Here is a 25677-nt window from a genome sequence, read left to right as displayed (position 1 = left end):
TTCGGCACCCAAGGCACCAGTGGCAGGTGTCCACATACTAGCGAGACGGTTTGGCCGAAGAAACAGGGCTCCCGCCGTCTCCCCGTATTCAGTGGCAGCTGGCTTTAGAGTCCAGCCGGCGAGCAGTCTGTAAGAAAGCTGCTGGTTCAGGCTTGTTACGACAGGCTGCTTTTGGCCGGTGGCGGACGCTAGTGACACGCAGCTATCGGCCAATTGCGAGCAGTCAAGAACTAGCTTGGCTGGTCGGACTGGTGAGGCATGCAGGCTATTTTCTGGGCTTGAGCTTTTTCTTTGGCTCATGGACTGTAGGGAGCGGGGTCATGAGTCTCTCTCGTGAAAGTCCTGCTATAGATGCGTTATAGATAAGTCGGTTGGCGAGTTCAGCCATTGTGGAAAGTTGTGCCTTCAGAGCGTCATTCTCAGCTTGAAGTCGGGAAATTTTTTTCATCGCATCTAGTGTGCTTCTTGGTTTCGACATCCCATCGAGTTTTGTTTCGACGGACTTGAGTTGACCTTTCTTTGCTTTGTAGGCGCTTTTAATCAGCAGTTTTTTATTGAGTGCTTGACGAGTTGGTGGGGCTCCCCAGCCTAAAATTTCTTGAGCACCAAGGCAGATGCTGTTCCAGTTCAGTGAATGATCAGTCGGCCAGTTTCTAACAAGTTGCGCGATCTGCCTTTCATTCTTGTCAGAGATGATCTTAGGCATTGTCGGTGCTCCGGAGAAGTTCTAGGCAAGCTAGAAGGTCATCGCCATAAGTTATTCCAAGCATTTGTTTGTCAGGCAGCCTGATCGCGGCTGCTTCGGCTTTTTCGGAAACAATTGTCTGTTCATGGCTGAAGTCCCTGCCCTCTATTTCGATGGGACTCCCATCCGGGATCGATATATCATTCAAAATTGAAAGCAAATTAGTGATTTGCTTAATTTGTGCGGCCGTAACAAGCGTCCAGCGCGACGCCGACCTTTCTCCATCTGATATCGCCTGCTGTGCGGCATCGTACGTCTGTCTAAGGCTATCTAGATCATGTTGAATCGTATCAGTGGCCAGCCTATCTCCTTTACACATCAATAGCTCAGAGCAATTAAGACAGTCTGCGAATTTGTTGCAAGGGCCAGCTCGCCAGCTACGACGACAAATACCGTAGCGGCTGCGATGGAATGGACCATGGCCATATTTTTCTGCATGTTCTTCAGTAACCGGTTGAAGTGGCTCATTTTTCTGGACCGTACCTAGTATGTCTGCTCCTTTGGCGACGAACGTGAGCGGGTCATCATTCAAATATGTGCGCGTCTGCCGACTGGTGGCGCGACTGCTCCACTCCGTGATCAGATCCAATGAAATGCCGCTGCTGCGAGCGAGTCTATAATTAGGTGGCGAATGCTGTGTGACTTTAACTTAAATGCCTTGTATCCGTGATAGGCGAAAAAGTTAATGGACTCGGCCGCGGCGTTTCCAGTGTCCAGGCGCTTCCCATAAAAACTAGGATCAAATGGCGCTAACAGAACGGGACTTGCAGTGCTCCGCAAGCGCAATTGGTTGCGACGAAGGCATAGCAGTGACTCAGACATTTTCAATGGAGGATTGGTAGATCCCTGGTGTGGCTCCTGGTAGGGAAATATGGGTTGGTGCTTTGTGCTCTATTAGTATAAGTTTCCAAAGCGAGTCTAGAGTAAATCCGGACAATGACCAACTACCGGTTAGTCTATGGATAAGGGATTGGCAGCAGGTTCGATCGGTAAAACCTAGAGCCTGCATTACTTGCTTTACCGAGAGTGGCTCGTTGTCTTGAACATTAGGGCAATTGGCGTGGCGTAGAATCTCGATGGGTTGGTTTCCATGTAACGGGCCAAGGAGCGGCCTTCGTCAGTGATTTTTACTAGCCGATTTATTGCGTCTGTAGTGATATTTATTAGTGTTTTCGGAATTGGTTTGCGTGCAAACTCTTTGGTCTTTGGGACCCAGTAGACTAAATAGTATTGAATCTCCCCGTTTTTGTCGTGATCGTCTCGCAAGCAATCAATGCGAAAGCGCAGGGTCTCACCTATACGCATGGGTGCACTTAGTAGTAAAGCGGTAATGCAAGTGACCATAACGTCATTATCAATCTGCACTTCATAGGCGCCACGTGAGAATACCTCTGCAATCGCAAGTAGCGCATCCTGATCAGGAGCTTTCTGAGCCTTTACTTCAGCAGGTGCTTGAGAACCATTTAAGTAATCGTAACTGCGCGCACCTAGGTAAGGGTGCCTCCAAAAACGCGGGTCGACCTGTATTATGAAGAGATCTGATAACGATTTTAGAATGGAAAGCACTATGTTGCAGAGCGATTGCTGTATAGTGCTTGACTCCAAAGTGCAGACGATTATTTCCCAATGCCGCTGGTCAAATTTAGTGATGTCGGTGTTGCCATGTTTGGCGCAACGAAAATTCGATCAGTCGTAATGCAGCGATGTCTCTGCTTATTCCCTTGGTTGGTGCAGGTGTGTTTGTATCGGAGAAATGCCTTGGCGAATTCGATAAAGGATGGATGCATCAAATGGATTGGCTGGCTTCGGGACTTGGGTGGTAGGTCTTTATTTTCAAAGTTTATAAAACGGATGCCCGTGTGCGTTGTTTGCCACCTATCAGCTGTCCAAGTAAAGCCGCGCAGGTCGGACCAAAGCGTTAATTCGTTATGAGCAAAATTGATGAAGTCGTCTAGGTTCTGATTGGCTGATATTTCGTGCTTTGGAATAAATTGGATAATCTGGGTCATTGAGTTAGCCCCAGTTCGACAATTCGGTTGTTGCAGCGGTAATGCAATTTTTACTGCAAGAATGTCGGCAGAGAGATCAATGGAATAAGTAGATTTCGCTGCCCGCCAATTCTTAACGCTTGATTCTCCTCAGACTGCCTCTGTAGCAGAGCATCTAGTACTTCATGGTGTGGCGCATGTACGAGAGGTTCGAAATGCTTGCAGCGGTAGCAGGTATAGGAACCGAGGTCGTAGCGCAGAAGCTGTGCTTGCCACAGCGTCCGACGCTAAGTAGCTCTCCAGGGCGTGAGAACTCGAGTTTGCTAGTCGGATCGGTGGCTCTTGTGGCCTGCTCATCTGAATCGATCAAAGCTCCAGCAAAAGCCATTGCTAGCGGTGCCAAGGCCGGACCCATGGCCTCGTCTATGACACGGGCCTGTTCCGCTGGGTCGTTATAATAGGCTTCGAGTGCTCTTTCTGTTGTGTGGCCCAGCCAGTGCGAAAGCAAATTTTTTGGTACGCCCTTTCGCGCAAGTTGACGTGCTCGTGTATGACGCATTCGGGTCGCATTAATAATCATTACCCGACTGGTGCGGGGGCTGATTGGTGCCTTCGGGCATTTAGAGTACTGACCCTTAGCTGCGCCATATGCGCAGGACGGGGTGTTTCTCTTCCATCTTAATATCTCAGTAATTGAATGCCGTTCAAGATGGAAATGAGGAGAGTCTAGGCTGTCAAGAAGCTCTAGTTTGAGGTGGGTTTCAATCAGGCTGCGGGCTTCTTTAATGCGTTCTTCACTGCAGAAGAAAGGTAGTAGATTTAGTTGGTCGTCCGTGAGAGAGAGGCCGAGAGTATGCTCATAAAGTTCTCTGACTTCTTGGCGCTGAATTTGGCAAAGCCCCCATACGTGATCTGCCAGTGGGTGTGGTTCGAATTTGCTGTCTCGAAAGCCAGTCTCGGCTGCTTGGTCTTTGATTCCTGGGAAATCGATGATTCGGCCCGTTAGTCCGATTTCTTTTGATTCATCAAAGCCCCTTATATCGCCAGCTTTTAGTAGCGCGATTTGATTTGGCCTTCGCGCGTATTGCATAGACAAGATTTTAATTAGTGTTACTTGGGTGTCAGAGACTCCTGTGTCGTAGTTGTTCCAAGTGGACATCAACAAGGACTCGTATTCATCCTCGGTTAGCCAGCTCTTCTCAGGGTCGTCTGAGAGCACGTTACGTGGGCCGTTAGGGCGAGCAGCTGTTTCTTGCAGCAAGTGCAATGCGTCTATCTTAATGGCTGAATCGTAACGCTCCTTCCAGTGCAGGAAAAATTCGATGGCGACTCTTTTCGCGCCATGGAATCCCGGTCTGGCAATGGAATGCGCTATCCAGCCTGCGTTGAATTCTTCAGGAGGGTTGGAGTTCAATGCTGCCCTGAAGTTCATGAAGAAAGTCGTGCAGGAGGTGGCTGAATAAGTTCCCTGTTTGCTGAAGGAGATTAGGTGAAGTTTGAAGGAGGTCTTGATTGATGAGAGTAATCGCGACAGGCCATGGGTCATGTCGATCCGTTTTTGACCTGTTCTAACTAAAGTGTCATTATCCCAATAAAACAAATCTCCATGAGGCTCAGGGCGATCCGTGCGTTGTAGATCGATGTCAAGCTCTGTTGAGATGTTTGCATGTGTTGGCGTGCTATTCACTGTAGGCCCCTCGCTGAGTCAGATGCAATGGATAAGCCGACTTCGAGCGATTTTTCTTGCACATGTCGATAGTTGTAGCGGTTTGACATGGCTGAGCCGGGGGCCCAGCCCATTAAATACTCTCTTAATTGTCGTTCTTCTTCAAATGACATGCCGATCGCATCTACTTTCATTGAGAATCGATAGTTCCAATCGTGGCGTAAAAGGTGCGGGTGAATCGGTGTTAGTGCCGGAAAGGATTTTTTGAGGTTAGAAAGTCCGGAGTCGAAAGAACTTTTAGGGAGTGCTTGGCCTAGGGTTCGCCCGGCTCGATGGATTACAAAAATGAAGTCTTCGTCAGAGAAACCGACACCTTCGACTTCAGCTCGCCAGTTGTTGCAGTATTCATCAAGTTGTGCCTCGAGGCTTTCCGATATTGGAAGCGTACGGCCGAGTGTTTTAGCAACTGGCTGGTTCAGTCTTGAATCGAATTCATCATGGTGATTGCGGGTGATCTCTAAGGTGGCACTATCCTCGCCAGTTGCATTGCTAAAGTTTTTTAGCTTGAGGCCTAGTAGCTCGCCGACGCGCATGCCAGTTTCGTAGAGAATACGGAGCATTACGATATTCCGTATCCTGGATCCTAGATCTTGAGTGCGCGTTATGCCTTCGAATGGTTGCTCGAACAGGCTCAATAATTTGCCGCTGGAGGCAGTGGTCAGGCTTTTGGTAACTACACGACGGTTTTGCGAGGATTTTGAACCGCTTTTTCGGATTTTCTTTTTTAAGAGCATATCGCTTTGAGCTTCGATTGATGCTCTTACGTTTACTGTGTTCCAGTCCGTAATAACCTCTTGGGCAAGCCAGCGAAGATACTCTGTTGCATAGGCGACATAGGTGTTGTACTTCGGGCTTCCGATGACTTCGCCTTTTCCTCCGAGCTTGCTGGCTCTTAGATGGTTAGCAAGGTCATCAATCTGGGCACAGGTGAGAAACTTACTTCTATGGAAACAGTTGGCGAGGTCCACCTGTTTGGTAAATTCCCATTCGCAGATGCGCTTGATCACGGCCAGATAGACTTTCTGCGTCTCGTGAGTGGCTGAGCGGAGGAAGCGAGCGACAAAGGCTGTCGGGTAGAATAAAGGGAGGCCTGGCGTCTCTGTGTCGTAAAGCTGGGAAAACCGCTCGCCGGACCTTGTCATGAAGGTTTTGATTGTGTAGGGCATGTTTACATTTTTGCGCAGTTGAGTGGAAGACGATTTTTGGTTTACATCTTTGCGTTGGGCATCGCGAGCAATTTTGAGCTGGATGCCAGTGTTTGTGACTACTTTGGGGCAAGTGCGCTATGACGATTTACAAATCGAATACTGACAGGGTGGTAGTGCTGGACACCGAAACCACCGGCATGCCGGTGACCGATGGGCACCGGATCATCGAGATCGGCTGTGTCGAAGTCATCGGCCGACGCCTTACGGGTCGGCATTATCACGTCTATCTGCAGCCGGATCGCGAGGTCGACGAAGGCGCGATCGCCGTTCACGGCATTACCAATGAATTTTTGACCGACAAGCCCCGGTTCAAGGATGTCGCCGATGAGTTCTTCGAATTCATCAAGGGCGCACAGTTGATCATCCATAACGCCGCGTTCGACGTGGGCTTCATCAATAACGAGTTCGCCTTGCTCGGACAGCAGGATCGCGCCGAGCTGAGCGATCACTGCAGTATTCTCGATACCCTGCTGATGGCACGTGAGCGCCACCCTGGCCAGCGCAACAGCCTCGATGCGCTGTGCAAGCGCTATGGCGTGGACAACTCCGGCCGCGATCTGCACGGCGCACTGCTCGATGCCGAGATCCTCGCCGACGTCTACCTGACCATGACGGGCGGACAGACCAACCTGTCGCTGGCAGGCGAGGGCGGCGACGCTGAAAACGGTGGCCGCCAGCAGGCCACGCCAATCCGCCGGTTGCCGGCTGATCGGCCCGGTACGCTGGTCATCCGTGCCAGCGCCGAAGAAATCGCAGCGCATGCGGCCCGCATGCAGGCCATCGAGAAGGCAGCGGGCGCGCCGCCGCTCTGGGTTCAGATGGAACAGCCGGCGCAGATCGAAGGCGAAGCCTTGCCGGCCTGATCCGGACGCTGGCCGGCGTGTGTTTTGCCGCGCCGGCGCAGCGTCCTCGGATTTTACGCTTGGTGCTTGGGTGCGCAGCTTCTACGCTGGAGGGGAACGCCTTCAGGAAGTACCCATGTACAAAGATCTCAAATTCCCCATCCTTATCGTTCACCGCGACATCAAGGCCGATACCGTCGCTGGCGAGCGGGTCCGCGAGATAGCCGCGGAACTCGAACGGGACGGCTTTCATATCCTGCCCACCGGAAGCGCTGCCGAAGGTCGCATCGTCGCGTCCACGCACCACGGGCTGGCTTGTATCCTGGTGGCCGCCGAGGGCGCTGGCGAAAATCAGCGGCTGCTGCAGGATGTGGTGGGCCTGATTCGCGTCGCGCGCCGTCGCGCACCGCAGTTGCCGATCTTCGCGCTTGGCGAGCAGATCACCATCGAGAACGCACCCGCCGAGGCGATGGCCGACCTCAACGAGTTGCGGGGGCTGCTGTATCTGTTCGAGGACACGGTTCCCTTCCTGGCCCGGCAAGTGGCGCGGGCGGCCCGGAGCTACCTGGATGGCTTGCTGCCGCCGTTTTTTCGCGCGCTGGTGCAGCACACCGGCGACTCCAATTACTCCTGGCACACGCCGGGGCACGGTGGCGGCGTGGCGTTTCGCAAGAGTCCGGTCGGCCAGGCCTTTCATCAGTTCTTCGGCGAGAATACGCTGCGTTCCGACCTGTCGGTATCGGTGCCCGAGCTTGGCTCGCTGCTCGATCACACCGGGCCGTTGGCGGCTGCCGAGGCGCGGGCGGCGCGCAACTTCGGGGCAGACCATACCTTCTTCGTGATCAACGGCACCTCGACGGCGAACAAGATCGTCTGGCATTCGATGGTGGCGCGGGACGATCTGGTTCTGGTGGACCGCAACTGTCACAAATCGATACTCCACTCGATCATCATGACTGGGGCGATTCCGCTCTATCTGACGCCCTCGCGTAATGAACTGGGCATCATCGGGCCGATTCCGCTCGAAGAGTTCTCCCCGGCGTCGATCCAGGCCAAGATCGATGCAAACCCGCTGGCGCGCGGACGACCGGCCCGGGTCAAGCTGGCCGTCGTCACCAACTCGACCTACGACGGCCTTTGCTACAACGCCAATCTGATCAAGCGAACCCTGGGCAACAGCGTCGACGTCCTGCACTTCGACGAAGCCTGGTACGCCTACGCTGCGTTTCACGAGTTCTATGATGGCCGTTATGGCATGGATACGCGCGAGCAGGGGCCGCTGGTGTTCACCACGCACTCCACGCACAAGGTGTTGGCGGCTTTCAGCCAGGCCTCGATGATCCATGTGCTGGACAGCGAACAGCGGCAACTGGACCGGGATCGCTTCAATGAAGCCTTCATGATGCATATCTCGACCTCACCGCAATACGGCATCCTCGCCTCGCTCGATGTGGCTTCGGCGATGATGGAAGGCCCGGCGGGCCGTTCGCTGATCCAGGAAACCTTCGATGAAGCGCTGAGCTTTCGCCGCGCGCTGGCCAATCTGCGTCAGCACCTGGCGCCAGACGATTGGTGGTTCAGCATCTGGCAACCCGGCGCGGCGGATGGCGCTGACGAGTTGGTGACCCGTGACTGGTTGCTGGAGCCCGAAGCGGACTGGCACGGTTTCGGTGAGGTTGCCGATGATTACGTGCTACTCGATCCGATCAAGGTCACCCTGGTCACGCCCGGCCTGACTGCTGGCGGCAAGCTGAGCGAGCGGGGCATCCCGGCTGCGGTGGTCAGCAAGTTTCTCTGGGAGCGGGGGCTGGTGGTCGAGAAGACCGGGCTGTATTCGATCCTGGTGCTGTTCTCCATGGGCATCACCAAAGGTAAATGGAGCACGTTGCTGACTGAACTGCTGGAGTTCAAAAGGCACTACGACAATAACGTACCGTTATGCGATGCACTGCCCAGCATCGTACCGTCCGGTGGCAGTCAGTACGTCGGGATGGGCTTGCGAGATTTATGCGATTCGCTGCATGACTGTTATCGGGACAATGCCACGGCAAGAGCCATGCGACGGATGTATACGGCCTTGCCGGCACTGGCGATGAAACCGTCCGATGCTTACGACAAACTGGTTCGAGGGGAAGTCGAGGCGGTGCCCATCGAAGCGCTCGAAGGGCGTATCGCCGCGGTCATGCTGGTGCCTTATCCGCCGGGTATCCCGTTGATCATGCCGGGCGAACGTTTCACGGCCGAAACGCGTTCGATACTCGACTATCTTGCGTTCGCTCAGCGTTTTGCCGCGCGTTTCCCCGGGTTCGACGCGGACGTTCACGGACTGCAGCATGAGGAACATCCGGACGGAACGCGCTATACGGTCGATTGCATCCTCGAGGGCTAGCGGAGCGTTCGGAGAGCCGGTCCCGGCGGATGTCAAAGCGGATGATGTGCGAGGGCGTGGGCTGCTTCACAACGTCTCGCATCGACTTTCATCCGGCTGTTGTTATAGTTGTTCGGCTAAGAACAGCCCCCAGCGATGGGGCTGTCCAATCTGTTCAGGCACTGAGTGCCTCGGCTGTCGAGGATGATAGCGTGACTGAGTACCAAGCCTTCCGTGTGGAGTTAAAGGACAGGATCGCCCATGTAGCGATCAATCGGCCTGAGAAGATCAACGCCATGAACGCTGCCTTCTGGAGCGAAATCGTCGACATCTTCAAATGGATCGACGATACGGACGAGGTCCGGGTGGTGGTGCTGTCGGGCGAGGGAAAGCATTTTTCCGCCGGTATCGACCTGCAGATGTTGGCGCAGGCCGCCACGGCGTTGGGGCGCGACGTCGGGCGTAACGCCGAGCACCTGCGCCGCCAGATTCTCAAGCTTCAGGCGTCCTTCAACGCCGTGGACCATTGCCGCAAGCCCGTGATCGCCGCCATTCAGGGCTACTGCATCGGCGGTGCCATCGACCTGATTGCCGCGTGCGACATGCGTTACAGCACCCTCGACGCGCAGTTCTCGATCAAGGAGATCGACATGGGCATGGCCGCCGATGTCGGCACGCTGCAACGGCTGCCGCGGATCATCGGTGACGGAATGATGCGCGAACTCGCCTACACCGGTCGCAGCGTCGATGGCCAGGAAGCGCAGTCCATGGGCCTGGTCAATCGTGCCTATGCCGACCAGCCGACACTCATGGCCGCGGTGTTCGCCTTGGCGGCGGAGATTGCAGCGAAATCGCCAGTGGCGATTCGCGGTACCAAGGAAATGATCCGTTATATGCGCGATCATCGTGTGGATGACGGGCTCGAATACATCGCTACCTGGAACGCGGCCATGCTTCAGTCGGCCGATCTCAAGGTGGCCATGGCGGCACATATGAGCAAACAGAAGCCGGAATTCGCCGACTGATGCATCATTCAAACGTTGCGCGGGAGGTGCGCTAGGCATGGTTACCGGAGCTACTTCACTCAGCCTGGTCCGCGATGAGCTATTCGCAACCATGGAGGAAGCCGAGCAGAGTCTCGAGCATTTCATCATCGATCGAAACAACGGCAGTCTGTTGCAGCAGGCGGTCGAGAATCTCAAGCAGGTTCGCGGCATCCTCAAGCTCATCGAATTGACCGGGGCCGAACTGCTCGCGCAGGAAATCCTCCAGCTGGCGACCGACATTCCTGTCGGCGCAGGCGAGGAGCGCGATACCCAACTGGCGGCGCTGAGCAATGCGCTGTACGTCCTCGGTCGCTACCTGGAAGGAGTTGACGCCAGCCGCCAGGAGATGCCCGAATTGCTCCTGCCGCCGATCAATGCATTGCGCCTCGTCAGTGGGCAGTCTGCGCTACCGGAAAGCTTTTTCTTCAGTGCCAGGCTCGATCACGCACGGCCACCGATCGTTGCGGCGGTGCGAGAGCCCGAGGCACGAGCGACCGAGGCGCGACGACTGCGGCAGATGTATCAGGTCGGGCTGCTGGGTTTCATTCGTGAAGATAACGCCCCGGCCAGCCTCAAACTGATGGCGCGTGCGCTCAATCGCCTGGACCTGCTGTTCGCCAATACCCCTGCGGGGCGTCTCTGCTGGCTGGGCAGTGCCGCGCTGGAGGCCCAGTTGGACGGCCAGCTCCTGGCGCGTCAGTCGCGCAAGCAACTGTTCTCCAGGCTCGACCGCGAGCTTCGGCAGATCAACAGCAATACGGCCGCTTACGAACCACCACGGGTTTTGCTCAAGGAGTTGTTGTACCTGGTTGCGCTGGCCGAAAGCAGCGGGCCTCTGGCGACCGAGGTCAGGGAAATCTTTTCGCTAGGCTCGCTTCCCTTCACCGATCATCTGCTCGAGGACGAGTCCCAGCGCCTGGCCGGCCCGGGCCAGGCGGTGATGCGTTCGTTGTCGTCGGCGATTCGCGAAGAACTGGCGAGCCTCAAGGATCTGCTGGACCTCATCGAGCGGCAGACGGCTCCGGCCGAGTCGTACACCCAACTGCACAGCCTGCTGGGCAAGCTGGCAAAAACCCTGGGCATGGTGGGGCTATCGTCTGCCTCGAGCACCCTGCATGGGCAGCTCACCACGGTTTCCGGCTGGAGCGCCGAACACAAACCCGATTCCCAGGCCCTGTTGAAGCTGGCCGACGCGGTGCTTTACGTCGAGAGCATGGTCGCTAGCCTGGAGCGTGGCGAGCGCCGTGATTCGCGACCTCAGATCGCGCAGCCAGGCCAGGAGGCCGAGGCTTTCGCCAACCACCAGCTTACCGAAGCCTGCATCGTCGTCATCGGCGAAGCGACCGCCGGCCTGGCATTGGCCAAGCGCGCGATCACCGCCTACCTGGAGTCCAATGGGGAAAAGCTGCACCTGGCCAACGTCCCGTTCAGTTTGATGGCGGTGCGCGGTGGGTTGCGTTTCCTTGAGCAGGATCGGGCGGCCGAGCTGATCGGCGCCTGCGCGGACTTCATCCAGAAGCAGATGCTCGAAGGCACGCAGATGCCTGCGGAACAGATGCTCGAAACCCTGGCCGATGCCCTGACCAGTCTGGAGTACTACCTTGACGGTGGGGCCATACTGCGACGCGACGATTCGCGTGCCAGCGTCCTCGACATTGCGTCCGAGAGTGTGCGGGCGTTGGGCCTTCCGGTGGCGGCCTGATGAGCCTGCGCTGGCAACCTGCACGGCTCGATCCCGCCGGGGACGGCGGTTGGGCGGTGGTGCATTGCCAGCAGGGCTTTCTCTTCGATGCCAATGGCGTGCTGTTTCCCAGAAGCTGGCTCAAGCGGCTCGAATTGCCTTTGTTGAGCGAGCAGGGCTTGGGTTACTTCGACGGCGACGAGGTGTTCTTGCTGGAGCTGGCGCATCCCGTTGAAGTGCCCGGCGCAGCCTGGCAGAGCCTGCGCCAGCTCATGATGCAGGACGACGACACCGACCGGTTCCGCATGCTTGGCTTTGCCGCACAGATCGGCACCTGGGCCAGTCATCACCGCTTCTGCGGCAGTTGCGGCAACCCGATGCGCCAGCACCCGGCGGAGCGGGCAATGCAATGCGAGCGTTGTGGCATTCACCACTACCCGCGCATCTCGCCGAGCATGATCGTTCTTGTGACCCGCGGCGACGAGTTGCTGCTGGCCCGCTCGCCCCGGTTCGCTCCGGGGGTATACAGCACGCTGGCCGGGTTCGTCGAGCCGGGCGAGTCGGTCGAGCAGTGCGTGCGGCGCGAAGTGCACGAAGAAGTCGGGGTTTCGATCCATGAGCCGCGCTACGTCTGCAGTCAGGGCTGGCCATTTCCGCATTCGCTGATGCTTGGTTTTCATGCGGAATATGCCTCGGGCGACATCGTGATGCAGCCCGAAGAGATCGAAGACGCCGGTTGGTTTTCCATTCACGACCTACCCGCGCTGCCTGCGCCCAAATCCATTGCTCGCTATCTAATCGAGCTTTATCTGGCCCGTCGCTCAGGTCGCCCCGATCCAGTGCTGCCAGGCTAGTCGCAGGCTCAACGCCAGCACCACCAGGATAAAGATCGGTCGAATGAACTTCGATCCGCCTTGAATCGCTGTGCGTGCGCCCAGGTAGGCGCCGCCCATGAGGGCAAGTCCCATGCCGATTCCCAATGTCCAGGCAACGTGCCCGCTGTAGATGAACACAGCAAGGGCCACGCCATTACTGACGAAGTTCATGCTGCGTGCCACGCCGCTGGCCTTGAGCAGGTCGAGTGGATAGATCAGCATGTTGCTGACCGTCCAGAACGCACCAGTGCCGGGTCCGGCCACGCCGTCATAGAAGCCCAATGTCAGCCCTTGAGGCCACTGCCGGCGCCTGCCGATCACCGGCACATCGTCCCGTGGCGCGGTCGGTACCCGACCGAACAGCAGGTACATCCCACAGGCGAAAACCACCAGGGGCAGCAACTGATTGAGCCAGCGGGCTGGGATCAGGTGGGCCATGCCCGCGCCCAACGCAGCCCCTATCGCCGTGGCCATGAGCGCGGAGCGCCATTGGCTGGGATCGAACAGCTTCCTTCGGTAGAACGTGAAGCTGGCGGTGGCCGCCCCGAAGGTCGCGCACAGTTTGTTGGTGCCTAGCACCAGATGCGGTGGCAATCCGGCCGTGAGCAATGCGGGCAGGGTCAGCAGGCCGCCACCGCCGGCAATCGCATCGATAAAGCCGGCCACGAATGCGACGGTCATCAGGGCGGCCAGTACCCACGGGTCCATGGCGAATTCAAGCATCGGCATGCGGCAGCACTCGTCGAACTATCGGTCAGATCAGGTCGCGCATCATGCCGCTTGCGCGGCCGCAAGCCAATGACCAGCGTCGCCTGCGTACTTACTAGGGTCCGATCGCGGCAGAATGTCGACCCGTAGCCAGTGTGCCAATCTGGTGCTGGCTGGCCTGCGCGGGCCTGTCGATAATGCGCCGTCAAATTTGTCCGGGAAGTTGGCGATGCAATATCTGGGGCTTGCCGTGGTCGTCGCGTTGCTGGCGCTGATCACCTCGCTGATAGCGGTGCGTATGCTGAGCAGCGGCGACTGGTTGTTGGGCTGGTTGCGCGGGACCGTCGGAATGCTCGTGCTCGCACTGGGCGGCCTGATCGGCCTGATAGCCTGGGATGCGACCACGTATCGGCCGTTGGTGCAGAGTACCCCGTTGGCGTCGTTGTCCTTCAAGGCGGACGGTCAGCAGCGCTACCAGGTAACGGTGGAGGAGGGGCACGACATCCGCTTTGTCACCCTGGAGGGCGACCTGTGGCAGCTCGATATGCGTGCGCTGGAGTGGAAGGGGCTTGCGGCGCTGATCGGCTTGAAGCCGGGCTACCGGCTGGAGAAACTGTCCGGGCGTTATCTTGCCGTCGAGCAGCAGGAGCAGGCGCGCCGTCCATACGTGGAGCTTGGCCGCAGCCGGGCCGGAGTCGATTTCTGGGCGTGGCTGCAGCGTTGCCAATGTACATCGCTGATGATCGAGGCGCAGCCGCGACGGGTCAGTTATCTGCCAATCGCCGATGGCGCCGAATACAAGGTGGCCATGACACCAGCCGGGCTGATGGCCAAGCCAGCGAACGAGGCGGCCGAACAGGCGATGCGGGACTGGTAAGCTTGGTTTTTGGGCAAAAAAAGGGAACCGGAAGGTTCCCTTTTTTCGTTGCGGTCTCAGGCGAGATAACCGCCGTCCACGTTGAGCGACAATCCGGTGGTGTAGCTCGATGCGTCACTGGCGAGGTACAACACGGCACCGGCCATTTCGCTTGGGTCGGCAACACGGTGCAGCGGGATATGACGCAGCGCTTCTTCGCGGATCGAGTCGTTCTTGACCAGTGCAGAGGCAAACTTGGTGTCCGTCAGGCCCGGCAGCAGCGCATTGCAGCGAATGCCCTGCGGGGCGCACTCCTTGGCGAAGGCCTTGGTCATGTTGATCACGGCCGCCTTGGTGACCGAGTAGATCCCCTGGAAATTGCCCGGCGTTACGCCGTTGATGGAAGCGACGTTGATGATGCTGCCACCCCCGTGCTCGCGCATCAGCTTGCCGGCTTCGACCGACATGAAGAAGTAGCCACGGATGTTCACGTCGACGGTCTTCTGGAACGCGGAAACGTCGGTGTCCAGAATATGGCAGAACTGCGGATTGGTGGCGGCGTTGTTGACCAGGATGTCCAGCCGGCCGAACTGCTCGCGGATTTGCGCGAAGACCGTCTGAATCTGCTCCAGCTCACCGATATGGCAAGCGACCGGGGTCGCTTTGCCGCCCGCGGCGACAATGGCGTCGGCAACGGCCTGGCATCCTTCGATCTTGCGGCTGGAGACGATGACATGGGCGCCTTGCTGGGCCAGCAGTTTGGCAATGGCCTCGCCGATGCCACGGCTGGCTCCTGAGACGAACGCGATCTTTCCGTCCAGATCGAACAGGGTGGTTTTGCTCATGGAATGGTCCTCTTGGTAACTGGATTTACAGCTTCGATTTGTCGATGACCTGCAGGCTCACGTGCTCAAGCAGCGCGTTCATTTGCACGAATTTCGCGAACCGCTTGTCTTGCGTTTGGCCGTGGAAATAGCGGTAGTAGATCTGCTGCACGATAGCCGCCAGGCGGAACAGGCCGTAGGTGTAGTAGTAGTCGAAGTTGTCGATACGAATGCCGGCACGCTCGGCGTAGTAATCGACGAACTGCTGGCGCGTCAGCATGCCCGGGGCATTGCTGGGTTGCTTGCGGATCAGTTGCATGGGCGGCGGATCGGTCGCTTCGATCCAGTAGGCGAGCGTGTTGCCAAGGTCCATCAGCGGGTCGCCAATCGTGGTCATCTCCCAATCCAGGACGCCGATGATCTCCATCGGGTTCTGCGGATTCAGGATGACATTGTCGAAACGGTAGTCATTGTGGACGATGCCGGGCTTGTGATGATCGGCTGGCATCTTGTCGCGCAGCCAGGCTTTCACCGGCTCCCAACCGGGCGCATCGGGCGTCATCGCGCGTTCGTAACGATCGATCCAACCGGTGATCTGACGTTGTACGTAACCTTCCGGCTTGCCCAGGTCACCCAGGCCGCAGGCGTTGTAGTCGACGTTGTGCAGGTCGACGAACTTGTCGATGAAGCTCTTGCAGAGCGCCGCGGTCTGCTGCGGAGTGAATCCGAGCTCGGCAGGCATGTCTTCGCGCAGGATGATGCCCTTGACGCGCTCCATCACGTAGAACTCGGCGCCGATCAATGTCTCGTCAGTGCAGTGGGCATACGCTTTCGGGCAGTAAGGAAAGCCGGCGTTGAGCTGGTTGAGGATTCGGTATTCACGGCCCATGTCGTGCGCGGACTTGGCCTTGTGGCCGAACGGAGGGCGGCGTAACACGAACTCCTGCGAGGGATACTCGAGCAGGTACGTCAGGTTGGACGCGCCACCCGGAAACTGCGAAATGAGCGGCGTGCCTTCCAGCCCCGGGATGTGGGCTTTGAGGTAGTGGTCGATGACCTCGGTAGGCAGTTCTTCGCCTTCGCGTATGTGGCTGGTCTGATCTGTTAGCGCCATGCTTGTCCCTTTTCGTGTGTTCGATGCCCCGATGAGCCGATTCGTGGCAGCCGTTCGCTGCGGCGCAATGGACCATTCGGCACTCGTAATCTAATGCGGCCGCCGAAGCATCACCAAGCAAAGTCAGTCTTCATTGGCCAGGGTGTTGCCATGTAATCAAGGCGCCTGATGCACGAACGTCATAAAACAAGCGCACAAAAAAGCCGAAGTCGCAGGACTTCGGCTTTTTCGTTACTTCCCTCGGGTATTACGCCGGGAACAGTTCGCTCAGCTTGAGCGCGAGCATCATGTCGCCTTCTGCGCGCAGTTTACCGGCCATGAATGCTTGCATTCCGTCGGTTTCGCCGCTGATGACGCCCTGCATGGTTTCGCTGTCCATGATCAGCGTTACGTTGGCATCGGCCGACTCGCCTTTTTGGAAGTCACAAGTGCCATCCTTGACGACCAGATAATAGTTTTCCGCGTCGGTGATGTTGAACTGGAACACGAGGTCCAGGCCGGCGGCAGCGCTGGGGTTGAACTTGGCCTTCATGCCCTGGATGGTTTCGTCGACATTGCTCATCGAATATGTCCTTTTTATCGTGGGAAAGATGCAGCGCGCGCTGCAGTTGGGTTGGAGCCTATCGATAGGTGACAAGCTCCGGATTGTTCAGCAGTTCCAGATGTCCGTGGCTGTTGAACGAAGCCAGTGCCACGTCCTGGCCGCGAAACTTCAGATGGCTGAGCGAGGTATTGACGATCTGCCAGTTCAATTCGAACGCCTTGATAGGCGGTACGCCGATGATCAATTGAAGCAGTGCGGTGATGGTCCCGCCAGATGTGAAGACCGCGATCCGGTCCTTTTTGCTCGCTTGATCGAGCAGGCGGTTCAATCCACCCTGGACCCGATCGATGAAGCTCTGCCAGCTTTCCAGGCCGTCCTTTTCGTGCTCGCCGGAGACCCATCGCCCAATCACATAACTGAACAGGCGTTGAAATTCGGCCCGGTGGTTGGCGGCATTGCCGAAAATCTGCATTGCGTCGGGCTCGACCGCGAGCAGGTCGGCCATGTGCGCACGGATCACCTCATCGGCCCGGAATTCGTTGAATGCCGAGTCGATTTCGACGGTCGGAAGTCGATTGGTCGGGTGATGGCTCATTCTGGCAAGGGTCGCTCGTGCGGTATCTTGCTGCCGGTTCAACTCTCCGCTCACGCAGCGGTCGAAACGTACACCCAGCCGGTCCAGATAATCACCCAGGGCAGCGGCTTGCTGAAAGCCAAGCGGCGACAGGACATCGTAGTTTTCTGCGCCGAACGACGCCTGACCATGCCTGATCAGGTAAATACTGCCCATTGGTCTGCTCCGGCACCCTGTTTTTCGCGAGGGTAGGGGGATCAACCAGGAGTGTCAACGATAAATCATACGTTTGTTTGAATCGGCTTGTACTGGCTCAGGCGACCGTGCAATCGGTATGCTTGACCGCTTTACGCCATGCCGAGTGTTCTGCTGGCGACCGTGGGTAATCCGAGGAGGATCTGTGGAATTTCTTGCTGACTATGCAAGCTTTCTGGCGAAGACCGTCACGCTGGTAGCCGCTGTGCTGGTGGTGTTGATCGCGATCGCCACGCTGCGGCGCGGGAGGACCAAACAGGCGGGTGGCCACCTTGAAGTTCACAAGCTCAACGATTTCTACAAATCGATGCGCGAGCGTCTCGAGCAATCCCTGGTCGACAAGGATCAGCTCAAGCAGCAACGCAAGCAGGAAGCCAAGGCTGCCAAGCTGGCCAAGAAAAGCCCGGAAATTCGCCCGCGCGTCTTCGTGCTCGATTTCGACGGTGACATCAAGGCCTCCGCGGTCGAAAACCTGCGTCATGAAATCACGGCCCTGCTGACCCTCGCCACGCCTCAGGATGAGGTCGTCCTGCGTCTGGAGAGCGGGGGCGGGATGGTCCACGGTTACGGTCTCGCCGCCTCGCAGCTGGTGCGTATCCGCGATGCCGGCGTACCGCTGACCGTCTGTGTCGACAAGGTCGCGGCAAGCGGCGGCTACATGATGGCCTGTATCGGACACAAGATTCTCAGCGCACCCTTCGCGATTCTCGGCTCCATCGGTGTCGTCGCGCAGTTGCCCAACGTCCATCGCCTGCTTAAGAAGCATGATGTCGACGTCGAGGTGCTGACTGCTGGCGAGTACAAGCGCACCCTCACCGTCTTCGGCGAAAACACCGAGAAGGGACGGGAGAAGTTTCAGGATGACCTGGAAACCACGCACGAGCTGTTCAAGAACTTCGTGGCCCGCTACCGCCAGCAGGTCTCCATCGATGATGTGGCGACGGGGGAGGTCTGGCTTGGCATCGCGGCGCTTGGCAAGCAGCTCGTCGACGAATTGAGGACAAGCGATGAGTACCTGGCAAACCGGGCCCGTGAAGCGGACTTGTTCCAGTTGCACTTCGCACAGAAGAAGAGCCTGCCGGAACGGTTCGGCATGGCAGCCAGTGCCACCCTCGAGCACGGTGTGCTGAAGGGCTGGACGCGGCTCAATGAACAGCGATTCTGGCAATAAGGAGCGACGCATGAGTAGTTTCAAGGCACTGCAAACGAGCGAGAACGCGGACGGCCGTTTTGAAACACGGGTCGTCGAGCGGGACATCGGGGAGCTGCCCAGTGGCGAGCTGCTGATCCGCGTCAGCTACTCATCGTTGAACTACAAGGATGCCCTGTCGGCCAGCGGAAACCGGGGCGTCACTCGCAATTTCCCGCACACGCCGGGCATCGATGCGGCGGGCACGGTCGCCGAGTCGAGCGTTTCGCAGTTTGCCGAAGGCGACGAAGTCATCGTGACCGGGTACGACCTGGGCATGAACACGGCGGGCGGCTTTGGCCAGTACATCCGCGTGCCGGCGGCCTGGGCGATCAAGCGTCCGGCGGGACTTTCCCTGCGGGAGGCGATGGCGCTGGGAACGGCGGGGCTGACCGCGGCCCTGTGTATCGACAAGCTCGAGCACGCCGGCCTGGAACGGACCGATGCGCCCGTGCTGGTGACCGGTGCGACCGGCGGCGTCGGCAGCGTCGCGGTCGCCTTGTTGTCCCGTCTTGGCTATCAGGTGGCGGCGGTGACGGGCAAGGCGGACCAGGCCGATTTCCTGAGGCAGCTTGGCGCCACGCAGGTCATCGAACGTGGCGCGCTTCAGGTCGGCACGGAGAAGCCGTTGCTCAAGGAGCAGTGGGCGGGCGCGGTAGATACGGTCGGCGGCGACATTCTGTTCAATGTGGTCAAGTCGCTTCGGCGCGGTGCCAGCGTCGCCTGCTGCGGCCTGACGGCCGGGACGAATTTCCAGGCCAACGTGATGCCGTTCATCCTGCGCGGCGTGAATCTGTTGGGTGTCGATTCGGTTGAAATACCGCTGGTGGTGAAGGCATCGATGTGGGATCGGTTGTCGCTGCAATGGAAATTGTCGAACCTGAACGAGCTGGTCCAGGAGATTTCGTTGCAAGAGCTGCCCGCGGCCATCGAGCGAATCCTCGCGGGTCAGCAGACCGGCCGAATGCTGGTGCGGCTCGACTGACAAAGGACACTGCCGCCGCACGCGTGGCTTCGGCTGCACGGCTATCGATCAGATAGCCAAAACCGATTTCGTTGCGTTGATCGAGTGAGCGAAGCTAGCGCCATTCCAACGCAACAGGAATCACCATGAAAGCACTGGCAGAGAAGATCAAAGAGGCCTTCGGCAAGAAGCAGCCCACCGAAGCCGCTCAGCTCGAGCATCCCAATTTCTGGATGTACTCATAATAAAAAACCGCCGAAAGGCGGTTTTTTCTTTGCAGCGGCCAGCGCGCCGTCAGCCTTGACGGCGGCGAAACAGCGGGAGCGGCTCATCGGCGGCCGACTGATAGGCGACGGAAAAATCCTTCAGACCTTCCAGCGCATCATAGGGGTCACGGTCAGGGCGAACGGCGAAGGCGTCGAAGCCGCAGCGGCGCATGTAGAACAGCTGGTCGCGTAGCACGTCTCCGATTGCACGGATCTCGCCTTTATAGCCGTAGCGCTCGCGTAGCAGGCGTGCGCTCGAGTAGTGGCGACCGTCCGTGAAGGCAGGGAAGTTCAGCGCGATGACCCGGAAGTGTTCGAGGTCATCGGCGATTTCTTCCACCACTTCATCAGCGTCCAGCCAGACGCCGAGGCCGCCGTCACGCGCTTTCAGTGCATGGGCGTGGTCGAGCCAAAGTTGCAGCGGCACGATCAGGTCATCACAGTTGGACAGGCCGTCGAGGGTGACGTCCTTGGGCAGCAGATGCCAGGTTTCATCGATGACCTGGCCGTCCTTAATGATTCGCTGCATAGACGCGCTCCTTGAAGGGGTCGATGCCGATACGGCGGAAGGTGTCGAGGAACTGTTCATCTTCTGTACGTTGCTCCACATAGACGCCGATGATCTTTTCGATCACGTCGGGCATGACGTCCTGCGCGAAGGATGGGCCGAGTATCTGGCCGAGGCTCGCCTGGCGGCCTGAACTGCCGCCAAGGGAGACCTGGTAGAACTCGGCGCCTTTCTTGTCCACGCCCAGAATGCCGATGTGACCCACGTGGTGGTGTCCGCATGCATTCATGCAACCGGAGATATTCAGGTCGATGTTGCCAATGTCGAACAGGTAGTCCAGATCGTCGAAACGGCGCTGGATGGCTTCGGCAATGGGAATCGACTTGGCGTTGGCCAGCGAGCAGAAATCCCCGCCGGGGCAGCAGATGATATCGGTCAGCAGGCCGATGTTCGGCGTCGCCACGCCCAGCTCGCGAAGCTCGTTCCAAAGCTCGAACAGACGTGATTGCTCGACGTCGGCGAGGATCATGTTCTGCTCGTGGGAATTGCGTACCTCACCGAAGCTGTAACGGTCGGCCAGGTCGGCGATGGTATCGAGCTGCTTGTCGGTCACATCGCCCGGTGCCACGCCGGTGCTCTTGAGCGACAGGGTGACGGCTGCGTAACCAGGCTTCTTGTGCGCCACCACGTTGCGCTGGCGCCAGCGGGCAAAGCCGGGGTGTTCGGCATCGAGTTTGGCGAGGGCTGCGTCCTGGTCGTCCAGGACCTTGTAGGCCGGATCGACGAAGAACTTGCTGACCCGCTCGACCTCGGCTTCGGTCAATGTGCTCGGGCCATCTTTCAGATGGGACCACTCGGCCTCGACGCGCTCGGCGAAAACCTCCGGCGTCAGCGCCTTGACCAGAATCTTGATGCGCGCCTTGAACTTGTTGTCACGGCGGCCGTAGCGGTTGTACACGCGCAGGATCGCGTCGAGATAGGTCAGCAGATGCCGCCAGGGCAGGAACTCATTGATGAAGCTGCCCACGATCGGCGTGCGGCCCAGGCCACCGCCGACCGATACGCGAAAGCCCAGTTCGCCCGTCTCGTTACGCACGGCTTCGAGGCCGATGTCGTGCACTTCGATGGCGGCGCGGTCGCTGACGGCACCGTTCACGGCGATCTTGAACTTACGCGGCAGGAAGGCGAATTCCGGATGGAAGGTCGACCACTGGCGAATGATTTCGCACCAGGGGCGCGGGTCGATCAGTTCGTCCCGGGCGACACCGGCAAACTGGTCGGTGGTGGTATTGCGGATGCAGTTGCCGCTGGTCTGGATCGCGTGCATCTGCACGGTCGCCAGTTCGGCGAGTATCTCCGGGACGTCTTCCAGCTCTGGCCAGTTGAACTGTACGTTGGTCCGGGTACTGATGTGGGCATAGCCCTTGTCGTAGTGACGGGCGATCTCGGCGAGCTTGCGGACCTGGGTTGAGGACATCAGCCCATAAGGCACCGCGATACGCAACATGGGCGCATAGCGTTGAATGTACAGGCCATTCTGCAGGCGCAGCGGGCGGAATTCCTCGCCACCGAGTTCACCCGCGAGAAAGCGACGGGTCTGATCGCGGAACTGACGGACGCGATCCTCGATGATGTGTTGGTCGTACTGGTCGTAAACGTACATGGGGTGTCCTGTTCTCAGGGCTGTCTACAGCTTGTTGCGCGCACGGCCGCGCACCCATTCAGGGAGGGCGGCAAGATACCAGCTAGCGGTTATGCGCAAAAGTGATGTTTGGGAATATGTTTAGAACGAAACACCGCTTTTTAGTCATTTGCATGCTGCGCCTTGAGCGCCTCGCCTGCGTGGTCTTAACTCAAAACACGCGAGCATCGATAACAAGGAGAACCGCCGTGTCCGAGCATTCCAACCACCGCAGTCCCGACAGTCGGGCGGACGCCACCGCTATTTTCGTCCTGATTCTCCTGGCGGTTGCGACAGCCGTTTTCTGGGTCAGCCATCAATAGCGCGGGGCCATTCATAGCCCCACGAGGTAGAGCACCAGCTTCACCACGCCGAGAATCACAAGCACGAACGCTACTGTGAAACCCACGCCCAACAGGATGAAATGGCTGGGCTTGCCGTGGCTGAAGTCACGCGCGCGGTTTTTCCCGCTCTGTACGCCCAGTGCGCCGGCCAGCACGCTCTGCAGCATCTGCCGAAGGGTCAGGGATTTACCTTCTTGCTCGTCGCTCATAGACACCTCGAAGCCATGGCCCGACAGTAGTCTAGTCAGCAATCGCCGTGACGTCAGGGTGTGTCGCCCTGGCGCCGCTCACGACGCGACGGGCGTCGCCGTCAGTGGCCCTTGAACCAATCCCAGAGGCCGAGCGAGTAATTGGGCAACAGGTTGATGCCCAGCGCGGATTTGAGCAAGTACAGCACCACCAGCCCCAACAGCACGGAGAAAAACAGGAACAACGTGATGGCACCGGCCTTGGCGGCCAGTGACAGGTTACGCTGCCCGCGTGAGAGGTTGCGCTTGTTGCGCCCGCCAACCAGGACGAAATAGTACTGGTTGCTCCACAGGCTGAAGGTGCCGCGCAGGTCGACCTTGTGCCGCGCCCAGGAGCGGGTCGCAAAGGCACTGCGAAGCCCGGCCAGTTGCTGGTCGGTGAAGCTTTCCCGAAGCTCTTCGGGCAAGCGTTGTTTCAGGCCGATGATGAAGGGATCGTGGGCGAGCGGCGCGGTACGCTCGGCGGCTGGGTAGCGGCCGAGATCGTCGCTTGAATCGGAATCGGGAGAAGCCATAGCGTCAGGTTGCCGTCGTGCGGTTGAAGATAACGACTTCCTATGCAACTACCTGGCCGGAACGGGGCTCGTCTGGCCGATTGTTTCTAGCGCTCGCTTCATATCGCTGAATGCAGGGCGCCGCGCAGGGGTATCGAGCATGCAGGCCTGTTGCAACGCTCGCAGGCGCTCGATGCGCGAGTCGTCCTGCGCCGCATCGCAGCGGTCGAGCAATTCTTCAAGGAGGCAGCCGAACGCCCGGGCTTCCAGGCGTTGCAGGGCCATGCCCTGGTCGCTCTGCGGCCGGTAAAAGGATGCCGCGCCGAAGTCGCTCAGCAAGGTCCTGTCCAGCGGGTCGACCAGAAGGTTATGGCCGTAGAGATCGCCATGCAGGATGCCGCGCCGATGAAGATGGCTGACCGCCGAGGCAACGCCCGTCGCGATCCGTAGCACCTGTTCGACGGAAAAACGTCGCGCCGGTTCGTAGCAGTCACGGGTACAACTGGCGAACGACGGCGGTCCGGCCAGGGGCTGAAAGGAGCGATCGATAAGCGCCATCAACAAGCCGGGCGGCGCATCGGCACTGTCAGCCAGCGGCCCCACGACGCGGATCAGGTTGGGGTGCTCGCCGGCCGCGATGGAGGCTGCCATCTCGCTGTGCGGCAGTCCGTCGCTGGTGAGCGCGCCCTTGAACAGTTTCGCCGCCATGGGCTGTGGCGCCAGGCCAGTTTGATGCCATACGGCGCGATGAATGACGCCGGAGGCACCCTGGCCGAGCACCTCGGCGAGCACGATCCGGCTGCGGTCGATCGGTGGCACCGGATGCTGCGCCAGGATGTCGGCCTCGATCGCGTCGCTGAAGGGGTTTCCGGCGAAGGCCAGCCAACTCAGCCGCGGCATTGCCAGCAACCACTCGGGCAGGGCAGGCAAGCGATTCGCAGCGATGCGCAGCAGCTCCAGCCGACTGCAGCGCGCCAACGATTCGGGCAGTGCGCGCAACCGGTTGCCGGCCAGCATCAGCTTCTGCAACTTTTCGCAGTCGCCAATCCGGTCAGGCACGGACTCGAGTTGGTTGTCGGTGAGAATCAGCCAGCGCAGCGCGGGCGGCAGCGCTTCGGCTGGAAGATGGCGGATGCGGTTGGCCTTGAAGCCGACCATCTCGAGCCTGTGACACGAGCCGAGCCCCCGCGGCACCTCGGTGAATGCATTGTCCGAACAGAACAGGATGCGCAGTTTGTGCAGGCGCCCGATATCCGCCGGGAGGCTGCTGAGCCGGTTCCCTGAAAGATTGAGCACTTCTAGGCTGTCGGCCAGGTCGAAGATCTCCCGGGGAAAGCTATCCAGTTGTTCCGACAGGTCCAGGCGCGTGACGCCAGCCAGTTTGCCGTCCTTGAGTTGTGCCAGTGTGTCCATACTGTTCTCGTTGAGCCTGACAGGCTCCGGTGGTAGGCGTAGCTGCTCGCACAGATGGCCAGCAGGTCAATGCGCTACGACATTCAAGGCCCGCCGGAGGTTCAGTCGACGCGCGCCAGTGCGGTGATTCTGCCCGTACGAACGATTCGTTCGGCGCGTGCGCGCAGCTGCCCGCAGCCACCTTCAATGTCCTGGCCCGCTGAGTTGCGAACCTTGGTGAGCACACCATTTCGATGCAGGTAGCGCATGATCTGCTGGATGCGCTCGGCGGTGGGGCGCTGGTACTCATCCGCGTCGAGGCTGTTGTAGGGGATGACGTTCATGATGGCGAACTTGCCCTTGAGCAAGCGAATGATGCCGTCCATCTCCCGCTGGCTGTCATTGAGGCCCTTGAGCAACGTCCACTGGTATTGAATCGGATAACCGACCAGGCGCGCATAGGCTTCGCCCAGTTCGACCAGCTCGGCCGGGTCGAGCATGGGCGCGCGAGGCAGCAGTTCGCGGCGCAACGCCGCGTCGGTGCTGTGCAGCGACAGTGCCAAGGCGGGCCTGACGGCCTGATGGGGCAGACGCTCGAACACCCGCCGATCGCCGACCGTGGAAAACACCAGGTTCTTGTGGCCGATGCCGCCGTCCGTGCCCAAAAGATCGATGGCTTCGAGCACATTGTCGAGGTTATGCGCCGGCTCGCCCATGCCCATGAACACCACTTTCTTCACCGGGCGAAAGCGCCGGGCGAGGGCAACCTGGGCGACGATCTCGGCGCTGCCGAGCTGGCGCAACAGGCCGCTTTTGCCTGTCATGCAGAACACGCAACCGACCGCGCAGCCCACCTGGCTCGACACACACAGGCCACCGCGCGGCAAGAGCACGCTTTCGACCATCTGACCGTCGACCAACTCCACCAACAAGCGGGCCGAACCGTCGCCGCCGGGATGTTCGGAGCGCAGCCGAGCCAGGCCAGCGAGGGTATCGCTGACGGCAGGCAAGCCCTTGCGCACCGATAACGGCAGGAAGTCTTCGGTTTTCTGGTGCCGGGTTCCGACATCCAGCGGCTGGCCGCCAAGCCAGGCGCGGGTGACCCGACCGATATGAACAGGCTTGGCGCCGATGCCGGCAAGGTGTTGATGAATGTCATGGATGCGCATAGGGCGCGCATTCTAGCCAAAGGACGAGGCGCGGTCTGTAGCGAGCCGCAGATGCTTGGTGGCTGCCC

The 25677-nt window shown here is 58.9% G+C and carries 24 protein-coding genes; 8 read left to right on the top strand and 16 right to left on the bottom strand.

All coding sequences use genetic code 11. The features are described 5' to 3' along the window. Window positions 1-265: 265 nt before the first annotated feature. From GQA94_RS16385 to GQA94_RS16365, 5 genes are all read right to left on the bottom strand, one after another. Complete coding sequence (locus GQA94_RS16385; RefSeq protein ID WP_082041292.1) at window positions 266-706, bottom strand: hypothetical protein; 441 nt, start codon at window positions 704-706, stop codon at window positions 266-268. Further along, complete coding sequence (locus GQA94_RS16380; RefSeq protein ID WP_158189022.1) at window positions 699-1334, bottom strand: hypothetical protein; 636 nt, start codon at window positions 1332-1334, stop codon at window positions 699-701. Before GQA94_RS16380 ends, GQA94_RS16385 begins: the two co-directional genes overlap by 8 nt. Window positions 1335-2361: 1027 nt before the next feature. Continuing rightward, window positions 2362-2754: a hypothetical protein gene (locus GQA94_RS16375; RefSeq protein ID WP_158189021.1), complete on the bottom strand. Its 393-nt coding sequence runs from the start codon at window positions 2752-2754 to the stop codon at window positions 2362-2364. A 154-nt stretch (window positions 2755-2908) separates the two neighbouring features. Continuing rightward, window positions 2909-4420: a site-specific integrase gene (locus GQA94_RS16370; protein WP_158189020.1), complete on the bottom strand. Its 1512-nt coding sequence runs from the start codon at window positions 4418-4420 to the stop codon at window positions 2909-2911. Then, entirely contained in the window at window positions 4417-5625 is a 1209-nt protein-coding gene (locus tag GQA94_RS16365) for a site-specific integrase (RefSeq protein ID WP_003300466.1), read from the bottom strand. The genes GQA94_RS16370 and GQA94_RS16365 overlap by 4 nt, the downstream gene beginning before the upstream one ends. A 119-nt stretch (window positions 5626-5744) precedes the next feature. On the opposite strand from GQA94_RS16365, the gene dnaQ reads away from it, so the two are divergent. The 5 genes from dnaQ to nudC all read left to right on the top strand — a co-directional run bounded on the left by dnaQ (window position 5745) and on the right by nudC (window position 12458). Next, entirely contained in the window at window positions 5745-6530 is a 786-nt protein-coding gene (gene dnaQ, locus GQA94_RS16360; protein ID WP_158189019.1) for a DNA polymerase III subunit epsilon, read from the top strand. A 115-nt stretch (window positions 6531-6645) separates the two neighbouring features. Then, window positions 6646-8898, top strand: coding sequence for an Orn/Lys/Arg decarboxylase N-terminal domain-containing protein (locus tag GQA94_RS16355; protein ID WP_158189018.1), 2253 nt, complete (start codon window positions 6646-6648; stop codon window positions 8896-8898). Between the two features lie 191 nt (window positions 8899-9089). Next, a complete protein-coding gene (locus GQA94_RS16350; RefSeq protein WP_158189017.1) occupies window positions 9090-9902 on the top strand; it encodes a crotonase/enoyl-CoA hydratase family protein in 813 nt (270 codons plus the stop codon). 37 nt (window positions 9903-9939) lie between these two features. Further along, on the top strand, window positions 9940-11625 hold the full coding sequence (locus GQA94_RS16345; RefSeq protein WP_158189016.1) for a ferrous iron transporter B: 1686 nt from the start codon (window positions 9940-9942) through the stop codon (window positions 11623-11625). Then, entirely contained in the window at window positions 11625-12458 is an 834-nt protein-coding gene (gene nudC, locus GQA94_RS16340; protein ID WP_158189015.1) for an NAD(+) diphosphatase, read from the top strand. Before GQA94_RS16345 ends, nudC begins: the two co-directional genes overlap by 1 nt. On the opposite strand, the gene GQA94_RS16335 is transcribed toward nudC, so the two are convergent. Beyond that, entirely contained in the window at window positions 12426-13208 is a 783-nt protein-coding gene (locus GQA94_RS16335) for a TSUP family transporter (protein ID WP_158189014.1), read from the bottom strand. The genes nudC and GQA94_RS16335 overlap by 33 nt on opposite strands. A 208-nt stretch (window positions 13209-13416) precedes the next feature. Between GQA94_RS16335 and GQA94_RS16330 the strand changes: the two genes are divergently transcribed. Further along, a complete protein-coding gene (locus GQA94_RS16330) occupies window positions 13417-14064 on the top strand; it encodes a hypothetical protein (protein WP_158189013.1) in 648 nt (215 codons plus the stop codon). Between the two features lie 56 nt (window positions 14065-14120). On the opposite strand, the gene GQA94_RS16325 is transcribed toward GQA94_RS16330, so the two are convergent. The 4 genes from GQA94_RS16325 to GQA94_RS16310 all read right to left on the bottom strand — a co-directional run bounded on the left by GQA94_RS16325 (window position 14121) and on the right by GQA94_RS16310 (window position 17315). After that, window positions 14121-14888 carry an SDR family oxidoreductase gene (locus GQA94_RS16325; protein ID WP_158189012.1) on the bottom strand — a complete coding sequence of 256 codons (768 nt, stop codon included), beginning with the start codon at window positions 14886-14888 and terminating at the stop codon, window positions 14121-14123. A 25-nt stretch (window positions 14889-14913) separates the two neighbouring features. Then, window positions 14914-15981, bottom strand: a complete 1068-nt coding sequence (locus tag GQA94_RS16320; protein WP_158189011.1) for a phosphotransferase family protein — start codon at window positions 15979-15981, stop codon at window positions 14914-14916. Window positions 15982-16228: 247 nt separating this feature from the next. Beyond that, the gene (locus tag GQA94_RS16315) at window positions 16229-16543 is read right to left on the bottom strand and encodes an SCP2 sterol-binding domain-containing protein (protein WP_019339209.1); all 315 of its coding nucleotides are present in this window, start codon (window positions 16541-16543) and stop codon (window positions 16229-16231) included. Window positions 16544-16601: 58 nt separating this feature from the next. Continuing rightward, window positions 16602-17315 carry a histidine phosphatase family protein gene (locus tag GQA94_RS16310; protein ID WP_158189010.1) on the bottom strand — a complete coding sequence of 238 codons (714 nt, stop codon included), beginning with the start codon at window positions 17313-17315 and terminating at the stop codon, window positions 16602-16604. Between the two features lie 184 nt (window positions 17316-17499). Between GQA94_RS16310 and sohB the strand changes: the two genes are divergently transcribed. Then, complete coding sequence (sohB, locus tag GQA94_RS16305) at window positions 17500-18525, top strand: protease SohB (RefSeq protein ID WP_158189009.1); 1026 nt, start codon at window positions 17500-17502, stop codon at window positions 18523-18525. Between the two features lie 10 nt (window positions 18526-18535). Beyond that, window positions 18536-19528 carry a YhdH/YhfP family quinone oxidoreductase gene (locus tag GQA94_RS16300; RefSeq protein WP_158189008.1) on the top strand — a complete coding sequence of 331 codons (993 nt, stop codon included), beginning with the start codon at window positions 18536-18538 and terminating at the stop codon, window positions 19526-19528. 273 nt (window positions 19529-19801) lie between these two features. Here GQA94_RS16300 and GQA94_RS16295 read toward each other — a convergent pair whose 3' ends face one another. From GQA94_RS16295 to GQA94_RS16270, 6 genes are all read right to left on the bottom strand, one after another. Further along, entirely contained in the window at window positions 19802-20302 is a 501-nt protein-coding gene (locus GQA94_RS16295) for a DUF934 domain-containing protein (RefSeq protein WP_158189007.1), read from the bottom strand. Further along, window positions 20286-21944 carry a nitrite/sulfite reductase gene (locus tag GQA94_RS16290; protein WP_158189006.1) on the bottom strand — a complete coding sequence of 553 codons (1659 nt, stop codon included), beginning with the start codon at window positions 21942-21944 and terminating at the stop codon, window positions 20286-20288. Before GQA94_RS16290 ends, GQA94_RS16295 begins: the two co-directional genes overlap by 17 nt. A gap of 352 nt (window positions 21945-22296) precedes the next feature. Then, window positions 22297-22515: a DUF2970 domain-containing protein gene (locus GQA94_RS16285; RefSeq protein ID WP_158189005.1), complete on the bottom strand. Its 219-nt coding sequence runs from the start codon at window positions 22513-22515 to the stop codon at window positions 22297-22299. Window positions 22516-22616: 101 nt separating this feature from the next. Further along, window positions 22617-23069: a 3-phosphoshikimate 1-carboxyvinyltransferase gene (locus GQA94_RS16280; RefSeq protein ID WP_158189004.1), complete on the bottom strand. Its 453-nt coding sequence runs from the start codon at window positions 23067-23069 to the stop codon at window positions 22617-22619. Between the two features lie 48 nt (window positions 23070-23117). Continuing rightward, on the bottom strand, window positions 23118-24461 hold the full coding sequence (locus tag GQA94_RS16275; RefSeq protein WP_158189003.1) for a leucine-rich repeat-containing protein kinase family protein: 1344 nt from the start codon (window positions 24459-24461) through the stop codon (window positions 23118-23120). 101 nt (window positions 24462-24562) lie between these two features. Beyond that, complete coding sequence (locus GQA94_RS16270; RefSeq protein WP_158189002.1) at window positions 24563-25609, bottom strand: RNA methyltransferase; 1047 nt, start codon at window positions 25607-25609, stop codon at window positions 24563-24565. Window positions 25610-25677 lie beyond the last annotated feature (68 nt).

This window comes from Stutzerimonas stutzeri, assembly GCF_009789555.1.
Lineage (GTDB): Bacteria > Pseudomonadota > Gammaproteobacteria > Pseudomonadales > Pseudomonadaceae > Stutzerimonas > Stutzerimonas stutzeri_R.
The sequence above is the reverse complement of the archived record's forward strand: the minus strand, read 5'-3'. Positions and strand labels throughout refer to the sequence as shown.

Excerpts from the sequence above, each read along its gene's own strand:
- GQA94_RS16385 (WP_082041292.1), bottom strand. The coding sequence starts at position 706 with ATGCCTAAGATCATCTCTGACAAGAATGAAAGGCAGATCGCGCAACTT.
- GQA94_RS16375 (WP_158189021.1), bottom strand. The coding sequence starts at position 2,754 with ATGACCCAGATTATCCAATTTATTCCAAAGCACGAAATATCAGCCAAT.
- GQA94_RS16365 (WP_003300466.1), bottom strand. The coding sequence starts at position 5,625 with ATGCCCTACACAATCAAAACCTTCATGACAAGGTCCGGCGAGCGGTTT.
- dnaQ (WP_158189019.1), top strand. The coding sequence starts at position 5,745 with ATGACGATTTACAAATCGAATACTGACAGGGTGGTAGTGCTGGACACC.
- GQA94_RS16355 (WP_158189018.1), top strand. The coding sequence starts at position 6,646 with ATGTACAAAGATCTCAAATTCCCCATCCTTATCGTTCACCGCGACATC.
- GQA94_RS16345 (WP_158189016.1), top strand. The coding sequence starts at position 9,940 with ATGGTTACCGGAGCTACTTCACTCAGCCTGGTCCGCGATGAGCTATTC.
- nudC (WP_158189015.1), top strand. The coding sequence starts at position 11,625 with ATGAGCCTGCGCTGGCAACCTGCACGGCTCGATCCCGCCGGGGACGGC.
- GQA94_RS16335 (WP_158189014.1), bottom strand. The coding sequence starts at position 13,208 with ATGCCGATGCTTGAATTCGCCATGGACCCGTGGGTACTGGCCGCCCTG.
- GQA94_RS16330 (WP_158189013.1), top strand. The coding sequence starts at position 13,417 with ATGCAATATCTGGGGCTTGCCGTGGTCGTCGCGTTGCTGGCGCTGATC.
- GQA94_RS16325 (WP_158189012.1), bottom strand. The coding sequence starts at position 14,888 with ATGAGCAAAACCACCCTGTTCGATCTGGACGGAAAGATCGCGTTCGTC.
- GQA94_RS16320 (WP_158189011.1), bottom strand. The coding sequence starts at position 15,981 with ATGGCGCTAACAGATCAGACCAGCCACATACGCGAAGGCGAAGAACTG.
- GQA94_RS16315 (WP_019339209.1), bottom strand. The coding sequence starts at position 16,543 with ATGAGCAATGTCGACGAAACCATCCAGGGCATGAAGGCCAAGTTCAAC.
- GQA94_RS16310 (WP_158189010.1), bottom strand. The coding sequence starts at position 17,315 with ATGGGCAGTATTTACCTGATCAGGCATGGTCAGGCGTCGTTCGGCGCA.
- GQA94_RS16300 (WP_158189008.1), top strand. The coding sequence starts at position 18,536 with ATGAGTAGTTTCAAGGCACTGCAAACGAGCGAGAACGCGGACGGCCGT.
- GQA94_RS16295 (WP_158189007.1), bottom strand. The coding sequence starts at position 20,302 with ATGCAGCGAATCATTAAGGACGGCCAGGTCATCGATGAAACCTGGCAT.
- GQA94_RS16290 (WP_158189006.1), bottom strand. The coding sequence starts at position 21,944 with ATGTACGTTTACGACCAGTACGACCAACACATCATCGAGGATCGCGTC.
- GQA94_RS16285 (WP_158189005.1), bottom strand. The coding sequence starts at position 22,515 with ATGAGCGACGAGCAAGAAGGTAAATCCCTGACCCTTCGGCAGATGCTG.
- GQA94_RS16280 (WP_158189004.1), bottom strand. The coding sequence starts at position 23,069 with ATGGCTTCTCCCGATTCCGATTCAAGCGACGATCTCGGCCGCTACCCA.
- GQA94_RS16275 (WP_158189003.1), bottom strand. The coding sequence starts at position 24,461 with ATGGACACACTGGCACAACTCAAGGACGGCAAACTGGCTGGCGTCACG.
- GQA94_RS16270 (WP_158189002.1), bottom strand. The coding sequence starts at position 25,609 with ATGCGCATCCATGACATTCATCAACACCTTGCCGGCATCGGCGCCAAG.